Annotated in this window: 8 protein-coding genes; 7 read left to right on the top strand and 1 reads right to left on the bottom strand. The window is 50.8% G+C overall.

All coding sequences use genetic code 11. The features are described 5' to 3' along the window. Nucleotides 1-141: 141 nt before the first annotated feature. The gene (locus QP305_RS06910) at nt 142-561 is read right to left on the bottom strand and encodes a hypothetical protein (RefSeq protein WP_284904687.1); all 420 of its coding nucleotides are present in this window, start codon (nt 559-561) and stop codon (nt 142-144) included. 43 nt (nt 562-604) lie between these two features. Here QP305_RS06910 and QP305_RS06905 point away from each other — a divergent pair, with 43 nt between their 5' ends. From QP305_RS06905 to brxL, 7 genes are all read left to right on the top strand, one after another. Continuing rightward, a complete protein-coding gene (locus tag QP305_RS06905; RefSeq protein ID WP_284904686.1) occupies nt 605-1,183 on the top strand; it encodes a hypothetical protein in 579 nt (192 codons plus the stop codon). Between the two features lie 119 nt (nt 1,184-1,302). Further along, complete coding sequence (locus QP305_RS06900) at nt 1,303-1,917, top strand: DUF1819 family protein (RefSeq protein WP_284904685.1); 615 nt, start codon at nt 1,303-1,305, stop codon at nt 1,915-1,917. Next, a complete protein-coding gene (locus QP305_RS06895; protein WP_284904684.1) occupies nt 1,914-2,513 on the top strand; it encodes a DUF1788 domain-containing protein in 600 nt (199 codons plus the stop codon). Before QP305_RS06900 ends, QP305_RS06895 begins: the two co-directional genes overlap by 4 nt. A 5-nt stretch (nt 2,514-2,518) precedes the next feature. Further along, complete coding sequence (gene brxC, locus QP305_RS06890) at nt 2,519-6,049, top strand: BREX system P-loop protein BrxC (protein ID WP_284904683.1); 3,531 nt, start codon at nt 2,519-2,521, stop codon at nt 6,047-6,049. An 8-nt stretch (nt 6,050-6,057) separates the two neighbouring features. Continuing rightward, complete coding sequence (pglX, locus tag QP305_RS06885; protein ID WP_284904682.1) at nt 6,058-9,603, top strand: BREX-1 system adenine-specific DNA-methyltransferase PglX; 3,546 nt, start codon at nt 6,058-6,060, stop codon at nt 9,601-9,603. Nucleotides 9,604-9,667: 64 nt separating this feature from the next. Further along, nucleotides 9,668-12,160, top strand: coding sequence for a BREX-1 system phosphatase PglZ type A (gene pglZ / locus QP305_RS06880; RefSeq protein ID WP_284904681.1), 2,493 nt, complete (start codon nt 9,668-9,670; stop codon nt 12,158-12,160). Between the two features lie 8 nt (nt 12,161-12,168). Further along, nucleotides 12,169-14,280: a BREX system Lon protease-like protein BrxL gene (brxL, locus tag QP305_RS06875; RefSeq protein WP_284904680.1), complete on the top strand. Its 2,112-nt coding sequence runs from the start codon at nt 12,169-12,171 to the stop codon at nt 14,278-14,280. Nucleotides 14,281-14,352: the final 72 nt, after the last annotated feature.

Genomic DNA, 14,352 nt, shown 5'->3' with positions numbered 1-14,352 from the left:
ACCCACCAACGAGACAAAACCCCAGGCCACAACGTCAATATGAATCACATCACGCCAAAATGAGCCAAGTCAGGTTTAGCCACCAGAACCGGCCCGCCCATCCGCCTCGCGAGTGGGTCAGGGCCGGTCTTCACATATCAATCATTTCTCTTCTGAACCCGCACCACCCCGCGGCGCCGGGTGCCGCTTGTCGATATACGCGCTGCACCCCATCGAGGTCACCAGCATCCACACCACCAGCAGGAACGACGGCCACCGAATCGATTCGTACGCGTACTGAAACACCAGGAAGGACAGCCCGGCAATGATTCCGTAGCCGGCGTCGAGGAGGTACCCGAAGCGCCGCGGCGTTCGCCCCACCGCGCGCGTCATGTAGAAACTGGCGATGCTAAAAAGAATAAGTACGACGACGAAGCTCCATAGCGGGAAGGAATGCCGGCCAGCAAGGAAAACCACCAACAGGGCAAGCCCGAAGCCGACCAGGAGGATAATCAGAAAGCTAAGAACCTTGCCAATGGGGATTTTCCTGCTTAGCTGCCGATGCTGCGGTGCGTCTGCCATAGATCATTCCCCTTCACCCTTGAATATCGGCCATAATTATCCTATGAACGAGGATGTCACACAAGAACCCAAGCAGCCGGCCACAGACACCACGCAAGCACCGGCCGATTCTGCGCAAGCACCCGCAAGCTCCAGGCACGCATCTGCAGATTCCACACACGCACCCAAGAACCGTGAAAAATCCGCCGAGAGGGCGTGCCGCTACCGCAAGGGCGCTACTTTGCTCATCGTGGTCGTTGCCGGATTGGCTGCGGCGATACTCCTGTTCTGGGCCACCGGTGATCCGGAGGTGGAGATGTGGATGTTCTGGACTTCTACCCTCGTGTACCTGGCGGCGAGCGTGCTTCTCACCAAGGCCGCGGCAGCGCTGCGCCGAGCGCGTGGCGTGCGGAGCCCGTGGGGCTATGTCTTGGATGCCGTCTACGGTGCTTTCTTCGGCATTTCGTTCATCATCGCGACCGAGCTGCCCCGCATCACGCTCTTCGGCGGCCTCAACTGGTACTCCGCCCTGGCCTGGCTCTGGCTCGTCGCCTTCGCGGTCTTCTTCAGCGCCTACCTAGCCCAACGGCATCCGAACCGTTCAGATGAGACGGCGCCTGCCTCCAAGAAAATTCACGCATAAGAGGAGTGAATCCCACACTAAGATGGTAGGAGTATCAGCTTGTCGACGGGACGCGTTATCTCGCCACCTTTCGCCGCTGATAAGACTAAACATCGCTGCAAGCAAGGAGGGAGCAGGGCTTGACATTTACGGATGGCGCCGCGCGCTACGACTTGTCTTTTACTGTCGGCGATCTTCTACTCAGAGAGGCTGGCATTGCCGCTCCGGTGTATCTCAGTACTAATAGCTGGGCTGCCACCCGCGAACAGATTCTCGACGAGAACCTGTTTCAAGCGAGTTCTCGAGCCTCGGCGCAGCGCCTGATTCGGGAAACTCTTAAACGGCTCCGTAGACTTGATCTCAACGAACTTAGGTTTTTCGCGGCAGCTGCACCATCTGAAAAGTCTCTCCTGATGTGGCTAGCCGCCTGCCGAGCTCACGGATTTATCGCCGAGTTTGCGGAAGAAGTTGTTCGAGACCGTTTCCTTCTTCTCACACCTGAGCTCGATTATTCGCATTTTGATACCTTTGTTTCCGCTAAAGCCCTTTGGCACCCTGAACTATCGCAACTTAAGGAATCTACCGTCCATAAACTCCGCTCCAATCTTTTCCGCATGATGTCGCAAGCAGCGCTCTTAATGAACGGGCAAATCCAGCAAGCCCTGTTGACAGATCCCATCCGAGCACTTTTCGCAACACATTATCCGGAGGACATTCGTTTCTTCCCCGATAGATCAATGGAGGCTGTGCAATGACCGTTGCGCTGTTGGCGGAGCAGGAAGAGCATATCTTCAACGTGCTGCGCAGCGACCGATTCTTAAAGATGGAGGGCTTAGCTAACGAGCTCCCTTTTTTCATCTACCCGTATGCACCTGAATACGCCATTGAGGTTTCGGAAGCGATCAAGCGTATTAAAAACAAGCTAACCGAGAGTGGCATATCGGTTACAGAAATCAACCTCTTCGATCTTGCTCTTGATATCTTCGAAGCTAGCGGCGATCTAGAAGAAATTCTCGATATAGAGCCTTCCCTTCCTAAGCGCGATTTTAAAGAGATGCTCAAAGCAATATTGAGCCCGCAAGACTGCCTCGCGCCGGAAATCGCCCGACGCCTTGAAAATGACGAGTCAAATATCGTTTTCTTAACGGGAGTTGGAGAAGTGTTCCCTTTTATCCGTTCCCACAATGTCTTAAATAACCTGCAATCAGTTATTCCGAACAAGCCTTTGCTCATGTTTTTCCCAGGGCGTTACCAACAATCAGATTCATTGGGTTCGTCGCTCGTGCTTTTCGACAGGATGTACGATGATCGCTACTACCGGGCTAAAGATATCCGAGACCAGGAGGTATAGGCGCCATGAAGGTAAACGAACTTTTCGCGAAAGATATCGCACGCCCGATTGAAGGCGTTGTCAAGGCAGACGATGCAGCCAATTTGGATATTGAGGTTGAGGAATATGTTCTGACATCCGAGGCGGCACAGAGCGTCAGCACCCTCCTTGAAGAGTACAATAACTACACGAACTCGAACGGTGTATGGATTTCGGGTTTCTTCGGCTCGGGCAAGTCGCACTTACTGAAGATGCTCGCCCATCTCCTGGGCGATGTTTCCGGGCAAGATTTCCCCCGCGAGAAAGTGGTCAGCAGTTTCAGAGAGAAGGCTGCTGACAATGCCTTGTTAACCGCTTCCATCACTAAGTCCGCAACAATTCCAGCTACCAGCATTCTGTTCAATATCGATCAGAAGGCTACGTTAATCGAAAAAGATCAGAGCGGCCCTTTGCTCGAAGTATTCGTTAAGGTCTTCGATGAAGCCCGTGGCTACTGCGGAACGGTCGGGCATGTTGCACGCTTCGAAAGCAACCTGGATGAGGAAGGACAGTTTGAGAGCTTCAAAGAAGCCTTCAAAGAAATCTCCGGCCGCGACTGGGAAGAGCGCCGCACTCGTTACGCTTTTCCCACGGTAGCTAAACAAGTCGATGAAGCCTACGCGCGTGTGAACCGCTTAGATCCATCCACCGTGAGTGACATATTGAAAACCTATGAAAATAACTATTCAGTATCTATCGAAGATTTCGCTGAATCAGTGAAAGCCTGGCTGGATAGGCAACAATCGGGCTACCGCCTTAATTTTTTCGTTGACGAGGTGGGCCAATTCATTGGCTCCAATGCCAAATTGATGCTCAACCTGCAAACCATCGCAGAGTCACTCAACACCAAATGCGGTGGCCGCTCATGGATCTTCGTGACCAGTCAAGAGGATATCGATAAGGTCATCGGAGATCGTACCAAGTCACAAAGCAATGATTTCTCAAAGATTCAGGCTCGATTCGCCACTCGAGTGAAACTGAACAGTGCGGATGTCGAAGAGGTTATTCAAAAGCGGCTGCTGAACAAGAACAATCCGGGTACGCATCTCCTTGAAAGCTTGTACGAGAAGGAACGAGATAACTTCCGTACGCTTTTCGATTTTGCGGACGGTGCAAGAAAGTACCGTAACTATGAAGGGAAGTCCCATTTCACCGCAACCTATCCCTTTGTTCCTTACCAATTTCCGCTCTTCCAAAAGGCAATAGAGACACTCTCCGACCACAACGTTTTCGAGGGCAGGCACACTTCCGTTGGAGAACGCTCGATGCTTGGCGTTGTGCAAGCAGTAGTTAAAGATCTCGGTGAAAGCACCCTACCCGCGTTAGCGCCGTTTGATTCGATGTTTACCGGCATTAGTTCAACAGTGGTGTCCGCAGCTAAACGTTCCATTTCTGTTGCCGAAAATAACTTGAACGACCCCTTAGGGGTTCGCCTTTTGAAGGCACTATTCCTGGTCAAGTACGTAGACGATTTCCGCGCCACGGCCCGGAACCTTAGCGTCTTGCTCTTTGACAGCTTCGCTAGCGATATCACTGAGCTTACAAAAAAGGTCGAGCAATCCTTGCACCAACTTGAAGCTCAAACATACGTGATCCGCAATGGTGAGGCCTACGAGTATCTCACAAACGAAGAACAGGAAATTGAAACCGAGATCAAAAACGTTGATATAGACGATCAGGAAGTCTCTGATCAGATTTTCACTATGCTATCGAGCGAGATCATTGATAAAAAGAAGATTCGTTATGCGAAAAATGGGCAAGATTTTTCCTTTGGGTGGCGTCTTGATGACCAAGCAATGACTAAGCAACACGCTCTGACTTTGCATTTTATTACCCCAGCGAATGGTTACAGCCTGCAAGAGATCACTGCACAGTCTTTCAACAGGGACGAGTTGCGCGTGGTCCTCCAACCCGATGAACGCCTCATGAGTGATTTGACGTTATCCCTCAAAACAAAAAAGTTCATTCGCCTCAAGCAGGCAAGTTCCACAACACCCAGCCAGCAACGTATCCTGCAGGGTAAAGCTACCCTCGATAGCGAGCGCGAAAAGGAACTAGTCGAACGGCTCGGCCGCGCCATCGGTGCAGCTTCATTGGTCTATAACGGTAGCGTAGTAGATACGTCAAGCATTGTCCCTTCGGTAAAAATCGAGGAGGGCTTCCAAAAGGTCATTGCAGCTACCTATCACCAGCTCCCCCTTTTAGGCGGGCGTATGTATACCGAGAAAGAAGTCCATGCACTGCTTAATGCTGGGGCCGAGGACCTAGAACTGGGTAGCGAGCAGTCAGTCCTTGCTACCCCTGCTGCCGACGTGACCGCATTCGTTAAACGTCATGAGGCCAAGAGCGAGCGAGTTACGCTCAAGGGCATATTTGACACGTTCCAAGACAAACCCTACGGATGGGATGACACGTCCATCGCCGCCATTACGGCTTGGCTTGTAAGCCGAGGTCGCCTCTCTCTCAGTCTTGATTCCAATAGGCTGAAGATGTCTGAAACAGCGAATGTCCTCCTCAATACACAACGCCGTGCACACGTTATTGTCGCCCTTCCCAAGGCGTACGACACGCGTCAAGTCGCTAATGTGAAGCGTTTCTTCAGCGAATTCTTCGACGCGAGCACCATCCCTAGCGATGTGCAAGAACTTGCTTCTGAAACGTCACGAAGGCTGAAGGAAAAAGTGGCGGAACTGCAGAAGATCAAGATTAGGGTTCCCGATCTGCCTTTTGTTCCCGCGCTTGATGATGCAATCCGCAAGATCAGTAGCGTGGCAGTAAAAAGCAACGATTGGTACCTCACCCAGTTTAAGGATACTGATGAGCTACTTGAACTCAAAGATAATACCCTTACTCCAATCCTGGGTTTCGTCAACGGTCAACCGCTTGCAATCTTTAACACAGCCCGGAGAGTACTTAACGAAAACGTTGGAAACCTACGCCATATCGACAAGAGCATCGTCAACTCCATTGAGAGCATATTAGCAGACCCCGATTGTTTCCGGGGAAATAAGATGAGTAGCCTCAAACGGGCTACGGAAAAGCTGCAGCTCGATATATCTGTAAAACTTCAGGAATCTCTCTCTGAATTTAAGGAAAAGCTGGAGGCCCGACTCGCGGGGATCCGTAAGATGCCGATTTATCAATCTGCGCTAGAAGGAGCTCGCGAATCTGTGGAGCACGCATTCTCAACACGATCCAATCAGCTAGATTCCCAAACCCAGATTGACTCCGTGGCTCAAATTTTCGAGGCATTCGAACAAGAAACCCTGCCGCGTCTCATCGATACATTGCGGAAGGCACAGCCATCTTCGGCACTCCAAGTATCTGAAGATAGTTCTTCCGGTACCAAGCCTCTGCCTACGGAAAAGCCCGCGACGCAAACGATATCGATTAAAGACGTCAAGATGACGCGTTCGCAAGCGTTGTTGGAATCTGAGGCCGATGTGGAAAACTATCTCACGAACCTGCGCGAAGCGCTTCTCGAAATGATTCGCAGCGGTAAGCATATTTTACTGTAGGAGATCTTGTGGAAACGGCACCCCTGAAAAATCTCGCCACCTGGGCACGCAAAGAGCTAATCGCGCAGGTTGACTCGCGTATCTCTGCGATCTTAGCTCCGACCTCGCCTCATCGCGCGGAAAGCAAGAAAGCAGTGGAAGCTACCGAAAGTGACATCGCGAGCCTGGGGCGCGATACTGTGATTGAACACGTTGCGTATACCTGGTTTAACCGCATCGTGGCTCTCCGTTTCATGGATGCCAACGGATACACCCGGGCGGGCGTTGTGTCGCCTGCGCTGAATCAGCCCGGCGGACAGCCAGAAATTCTTGCGGATGCCAAGCAGCTCAGTTTTGATCCTGACATTGTTCCGCCTGCAACCATTGCGAGGGTGACCGGACTTCTCGATGGGTCTATCCTCAGCAGCGATCCCCAAAATGAAGCTTATGCATTGCTTTTGGCCGCCTACTGCCGTTACTGGCACACGTATATGCCTTTTATGTTTGAGACAGCCGGGGATTATACCGAGCTACTCATACCTTCGAATTTACTTGCGGCTGATTCTATTCTCAGTCGCATGGTTACGACCCTATCCCCGGATGTCTGTCAAGATGTCGAGGTGATTGGGTGGCTGTATCAGTTCTATATTTCTGAACGTAAAGACGAGGTGTTTGCGGGATTCAAGGCCAATAAGAAAGCTGGCGCTGCGGAGATCCCCGCAGCTACACAGCTGTTCACCCCGCATTGGATTGTGCGTTATCTGGTAGAGAATTCAGTTGGCAGATTGTGGATGCTCAACCACCCAGACTCGAACCTTGCTGAGCGGATGGATTACTATATCGCCCCGGACACGCCAGAAACGGATTTCTTACGGATATCCACGCCCGAGGAGTTGACCGTGATCGATCCTGCGTGCGGCTCTGCTCATATGCTCACGTACGCCTTCGATCTGCTCTATGCCATCTACGAGGAGGAAGGTTACCCTCCTGCTGAGATCCCGAGTTTGATCCTCGAACATAATCTTTTTGGTGTCGATATTGATAAGCGGGCGGCCGATTTGGCTGCCTTCGCTCTGACAATGAAAGCACGTGCACGCCAGCGAACGTTCTTCAAGCACAAGGTGCACCCCAATATTTGTAACCTTGAGAAGATTTCGTTCGACGACGCAGAGCTGGCAACTATTAGCCAGTCCGGTGAAGTGCTAGATAAGCACGAAGTGACGTTCTGGCAAACCTTCTCCCAAGCCGATATATTCGGATCGCTCCTACAGCCGGATGCCGGCTTATTGGAGCATGCTGCAGCACGTATCAGCGTTCTCCACAAGAAGCAACAGAGTTCCGGTACGGCAACGGATCTATTCGCCCAGCAAATCCTCACCAAGGCAGATCGGGTTATTGAACAAGCCACCTACCTGGCCCGAAAGTATGCAGTTGTTGTGGCGAATCCACCATACATGGGTTCCCGTAGCATGTGCACCGAACTTTCCAGCTTCGCCAAGAAATACTATCCCGACAGCAAGTCAGACCTCTTCGCGATGTTCATCGAGCGTTGCTCAGCCCTGACTATACCGAGCAACGGGCTTAGCGCCATGGTCACCATGCAATCCTGGATGTTTTTAAGCTCTTTCGAGAAACTACGTAACAAGGTCTTGTGTAATCATCCACCTATTTCTATGGCGCATCTAGGAGCACGGGCGTTTGATTCGATCAGCGGTGAAGTTGTTTCAGCAACGGCTTTTGTCCTCGAGGCTGAAAGGAAGGCCACCTTACCTGCGGTATATGTGAGGCTTATCGACGGCTCAAATGAAAGCATAAAGGCAAAATATCTCAGGGGAGCCGTAAATACACTGCCCGGAAAATCTTCGGTACGACGCTTCACTGTTCCGGCTAGCACTTTCAGGAAGCTTCCAGGGTCGGTGATTGCGTACTGGCTCAGCCCAAAAATGGTCGACATGTTCGAAATATATCCCGCGTTATCAACGCGTTCCCGATCCGCAAAAGGCATGGTGACCGCGGATAACGATACTTTTGTTAGATACTGGTGGGAGATCAGTTTTAAGCTGATCGGTTTTAATTTTAATGACAGAAAATCCGCTTTAGAATCAACTTGCAAATGGTTCCCTTATGCCAAAGGGGGAAATTTCCGTAAATGGGCCGGAAATCTTGAAACGGTAGTTAATTGGCAAAATGACGGGTACGCATTACAGAATACGCTCACGGCAGATCGAACGCGAGTGCGGGCTACGAATTTCAACCTCGATAGGATATTTCGAGAAGGTATAGCGTGGACCGTAATCACTTCCGGACAGCAGTCGTTCAGAATGGTTCCACAAGGTTGCTTGTTTGACGCAGCCGCTGGACTTTGCCAATCAAATAGCAATCTTTCGCATCTGTCATTATTGAACTCTTCGGTCGCCGATATGATACTTGATGCGCTCAACCCCACCATAAACTTGCACCCCGGATATCTTGGTAAAGTCCCCCTTCCGACTGTCCCTAACAACGAACATCAATACGATGTCACAAAATACCTGATCCGAACTAGCGAATCAGATTGGGACTCTTACGAAACCTCGTGGGATTTCAAGCGTCCCGAAGCGCTAGACACTCCCGGCACCACGCTCGCCGAACGTTTCCGCTCTCTATCTGACGCATACAAAGAAAACGCCCGCGATCAGCAATCCCGTGAAATCGAAAACAATCGAATCATTGCTGAAGCTTGCGGACTACAGGACGAAGTACCGATCCAAGTCCCGCTGCACCGCATCTCCTTGAAAAGAAACGTGGAATTCCGGTACGGCGAAGGTAAAACAGATACCGAATACACAAAGAACGAATATGAGGGTCTCGCAAAGGAGCTTATTTCCTATGCCGTGGGGTGCATGTTTGGACGCTACAGTCTTGATGTTCCCGGGTTGCTCTTAGCGGACCAGGGAGCAACTCTTGACGACTACTTCGCAAGAGTCTCCGCGCCTACCTACGCTCCCGACACGGATAACGTGTTCCCGATTGTTGACGGCGACTGGTTTGAAGACGATATCGTCGCCAAGCTTCGCGATTTTCTTCGCGTAGCCTTCGGTGAAAAAGATCTTACGGAGAACGTACGTTTCCTTGAGAACTGCCTCGGTGTCGCGACATTGCGTGATTACTTCGTGACATCAAAGGGCTCATCCCCCTTCTATGATGATCATGTGGCACGCTACCAGAAACGCCCCATCTACTGGATGTTCTCGAGTCCGAAGGGATCGTTCAATGCGCTAATCTATATGCACCGCTACACGCCCTCCACAGCCGGAACCGTATTGAGCGAATACCTGCGTGACTACCAGGCAAAGCTTGAGGCAAGCCAGCATAACCTTGAAAGAATCGCCGCAGGTGCTGGAACTCCCCGCCAACAAGCTACCGCTCCGAAAGAAATCGAACGGATCCGTAAGATTCTTGTCGAGTTGGATGCGTATGAGCACGATGTCCTCTATCCTCTAGCTTCGAAGCAACTAAAGATTGACCTGGACGATGGAGTGAAAGTCAACTATGCCAAATTCGGAAAAGCGCTGAGGAAAGTCAAGGGTCTGTAACCGCCGTGATCGCATACCTAACAAAGTTTTCTAGCCACAGCACCTGCTTGAAGGAAAGATACTCATGAGCTCCATTGAAACAGTGCTTCCATACTTGAAGAAACTCTTTGACACCCAGCGCCTCGTTTTCTGGCATGATGCCGATGGCTATTACGCGAGCGAACTCGATAGCGTAGGGCTCTCAGATGTTGCAGTGCTGCACATCGACAACAATGAGTTCGGCATTAAGAGGCAGATTCTCCGGAAGTGCCCGGAACAGAGGTTCCTCATTTACCGCCAGGGCGAAGTTCCGGCAGATCGCGACAATCTCCTCCTGGATCTAGAGCTAGCTTACGGTATCTTCACCGCGGATCGAAGCGCGCTGCTTCGGCAGGAACTCGGCTTAACGAACAACGATACGATGATCACGATTGCCGAACATGAGGAGTTTTTCCAGGCAAAAGACCGGATGCGGAGACTCAAAGATCTGGTTGACCCCGCGGACAGTCCGGAACAGTTGCAAGCCAAAATGTGCGCAGCGCTTTTTAAGCAAAAAGAGTACTCCCTCATGGAGCTCACTCGAACCCTTCTCATCGAGAACGCACAGGGAAGCAACGAGAAATACGCACTGCTCGAAAAATATGGATTGGCGAACTTCCACTGGGTAGGTGCAAAGAAGATTTACGGTTACGATAGCACCCAACCCAGCATCGATGATTTCATTCTCTGGCTGTTCCGCAAGGCCGCTACGGATTTCCGCGACGGCACTACCCGGTTGCGAAATGCGGAACTCGATTTTATGAGCTTCCGGAACGACCGGAGAAGCTCTAAGGCTATGCACGTCCTTGCGAAGCGGGCCGAAACTGACCTGAACATTGCCGAGAGAACCGCAGATGCTGATCTTTCTGAGCTAGTCTCATGTGACCTATACGATGCCGTCGAAAAGAAAATAGTTCAGACAATGGCCTACCGCGTTGCCGAACGAACGATAACGCCCCGCGAAGTGGCAGATATAGTCCAGGCACGTAAAACTGGTTTTTGGTTTGATGAATACAAGGAAAACTACACGGCAATCTCCGCAGCAAGTCAACTTCTTGCCCTTATCGCAGCAGGAGATTTCACGGCAGACTCCTTCGATACAGCCCTCGCAAAATATCAGGACACCTGGTTTAAAATTGACCAATTATATCGCCAATTTCATCGCTCCGCACGCGTAGCTTCCGTTGGAGGTGCGATCACCGGGCTTCGCGACGAAGTAGATAACTACTATGTCAACCGGTATCTATTTGAGCTGGGCATGCAATGGCAAAAGCACGTTGATTCCGCTGACAGGTGGCAGAGTAAAGAGCTGAGCTTCCAAAAAGATTTCTATGAAAAATATGTTCGCGCTCTCACGAAAAACGGGGCAAAGAAGGCAGTCATAATTATTTCCGACGCACTCAGATATGAGATCGCAGAAGAGCTTGGCTCCCGCATCCGCCAAGAAGATGGCTATACGGCTGAACTCACTGCGATGCTAGGTGTTCTACCTAGTTATACCCAACTTGGTATGGCGGCACTACTGCCCAATCACGAATTGTCCTACTCTACAGATGCGAAAACGGTTCTTGTTGACGACCAGCGGTCCGACGGAACCATCAACCGCGCCAAAATCCTTAACACTGTGAATGGCACCGCGATCCAAGCTGAAGATGTCTTTCGCATGAAAACTGGAGAACTACGCGAGTTACATAAACAACATCAGTTTATTTATGTTTACCACAACCGAATTGACAAAGCAGGGGACGATAAGGTATCAGAACATACTGTTTTTGAGGAAACCGAGGCAACTATTGACGAACTCGCGATGCTCGTTACGAAGCTAACCAGCGGTAACGCTACAAATTTCTTTGTTACTGCCGACCACGGATTTTTATACCAGTACAAACCACTTGACGATAGCGGCTTCCTCTCCAATGATCCTCACGGAGATAACCTCCTCGTGAAAAATCGTAGATTCGTTATTGGCCACGGGCTTAAAGAGGATGACTCCTTCAAGAAGCTCACAGCTTCGCAAATCGGAGTACAAGGGGACCTAGAATTCCTTATCCCTAAATCTATCCATCGGCTCCGGAGAAAAGGCTCAGGCGAACTATATGTTCACGGGGGTGCCAGTCTCCAGGAAATCGTTGTACCAGTTCTCGCCATCAATAAGAAACGCGCGAGTGATACCCGAGAGGTCGAAGTCAAAATCCTCCCTGAAACAAATAAGATCACAACTGGCCAGGTAGTGGTACAGCTATTGCAAGCCGAAGCCGTTACCGACAAGATCAAACCTCGTACACTGCGGGCGGCTATCTATGCGGGCGACGTACTGATCTCGAGCAGACAAGAGCTCCTCTTCGATCAGACATCACCCGATGTTAGGGATCGCTATCAAAGCGCCAATATTCTTCTCACTCAAGATGCAGATCAGTTCAATGCGGCAACCGTCCAATTCCGTTTGGAAGAACGAATTCCCCATACCACTCAGTGGCGCCTGTACGCGAGTGCACCGTATACACTCCAGCGGTCTTTTACAATGGATTTTGATTTTTAGGAGAAACGATGAGTGCTGATGATTTTCTCGCTGGGGATGTGACCGTTCCTGAGTCTCGCGAGCAGAGCGTGTCGCTACATATTGATCTTGATAAAAAGATCAATACGGCGTTTCCCGGAGTCGTTGTTCGCAAAGATCTAGTTAAAGCGGTAAAAGGCAACGCGATTGTACCAACCTATGTGCTTGAGTACCTGCTCGCTCAGTACGCGGCAACTGATGACGAAGCCACCATCCAAGCGGGCATCGATGCGGTTCGTAAAATTCTAGCAACCCATTACGTTCACAGGAATGAAGCCGAGCTAATCAAGTCGACGATTCGGGAGAAGGGCCGCCACCGCATTATCGACCGCGTAAGCGTCACTCTCAACGAAAAAACCGATACCTACGAAGCGGCATTCGAAAATCTTGGCATTCGGGGAGTGCGCATCAGCCCCGAGACGGTCAAAGCAAATGAAAAACTACTCGTGGGTGGGGTGTGGTGCATCTGCGATATGGAGTACTTATATACCGACAACTATAAGGACGTTCCCTGGCTCCTCGGCTCTCTCAAGGCGATCCAGCTTTCCAGATTTGACTTTGACGGCTACCTTGCCGCACGAGCCCAGTTCACCACCGAAGAATGGATCAACCTGCTCATCCAGTCAATAGGGTTCGATCCCGAGCTATTCGGATACCGCGCTAAACTCCTTCAACTCACTCGGCTTGTACCGTTCGTTGAACGCAACTACAACCTCATTGAGCTCGGCCCCAAAGGGACTGGAAAATCCCATATATACTCGGAATTTTCGCCACATGGCATGTTGATTTCGGGCGGAGAAGTAACTGTTGCCAAGCTATTCGTCAACAACAGCAGCGGAAAAATTGGATTAGTCGGCTACTGGGACGTAGTAGCATTCGACGAATTCGCCGGCGCGCAAAAACGCACCGACAAGGCACTCGTTGACATCATGAAAAACTACATGGCTAACAAATCCTTCTCTCGCGGCGTGCAGACACTCGGAGCAGAAGCGTCTATGGCTTTTGTAGGCAACACTAGCCATACCGTCCCTTATATGCTTAAGAACACCGATCTTTTCGACGAACTTCCGGCAGCGTACCACGACTCAGCCTACTTAGACCGCCTGCACTGCTACCTTCCGGGATGGGAAGTGGATACGATCCGTGGCGAGATGTTCTCGCAAGGGTATGGCTTCGTTGTCGACTATCTTGCCGAAGTGTTGCGATTCATGCGCAACACCGATTTTTCCGATAAATACCAGCAATACTTCACCCTCGGCTCCGATATTTCAACACGTGATCGCGACGGAATCCACAAGACATTTTCCGGCCTGATGAAGATTATCCACCCGACCGGTGCAGCGACAGCGGAAGAAATTGAGGAACTCCTCCAGTTCGCAATCGAGGGACGCAAACGCGTCAAAGACCAAATTTTACGGATTGACGCCACCATGCCTGCGGTGAAATTTGGATACACAGGCCCCCGCAACCAATGGCACGCCGTCACGACATTGGAAGAGGAAGAGTATCCGGCATACTATAACGGGAGAGCAGACGAAGAACCTGAAGAGGTATCGCATCTGCCCGAAGTAACTTCCGAATCCACCCATATTCGTAAAGAATCTGAGCTCTACGAAGGCCATCGGGATTTTGCGGAAAATCAACGTGGCGTATCTTTCGAAAAAATTCTCCTTCCCTACCTACGTGGTTCCAGCGAAATTGAGATCCACGACCCCTATATCCGCCAGCCTTACCAGGGACGCAATCTTGCAGAACTTCTCGCTCTTCTTGCCTCCGCAAAAGACCCTGCCCTGGAGTTGGATGTCACAGTGTATACCGCATCAGACCAGGACAAGAAATACCTTATCCAGCAACAAACTATGTTCCGACAGATCTGGACTTCTGCTAGGCATCAAGGAATCAACCTGAGGGTCGTGCACGATCCTACAGGTCACGATAGATGGATTACGACCGATACCGGTTGGAGAATCACCCTGGGCCGGGGGCTGGATATTTTCCAGAGGTCTAATGATGACTGGTATGACCTGGCAACGAGCCGGCAAGAATTCAGACAAGTAAAGGCCTTCACTATTACCTATACCCGAGAAAACCGGGCGCAATAGCCGCAACTCGATATGTGCGAGAACACCTAACCACACGACTTTTACTTGCCAAATTGGCGCGTGGCTACTGCT

The sequence above is a fragment of the Actinotignum timonense genome, assembly GCF_030216305.1.
In the GTDB taxonomy this organism is placed as follows: Bacteria; Actinomycetota; Actinomycetes; order Actinomycetales; family Actinomycetaceae; genus Actinotignum; species Actinotignum timonense_A.
The sequence above is the reverse complement of the archived record's forward strand: the minus strand, read 5'-3'. Positions and strand labels throughout refer to the sequence as shown.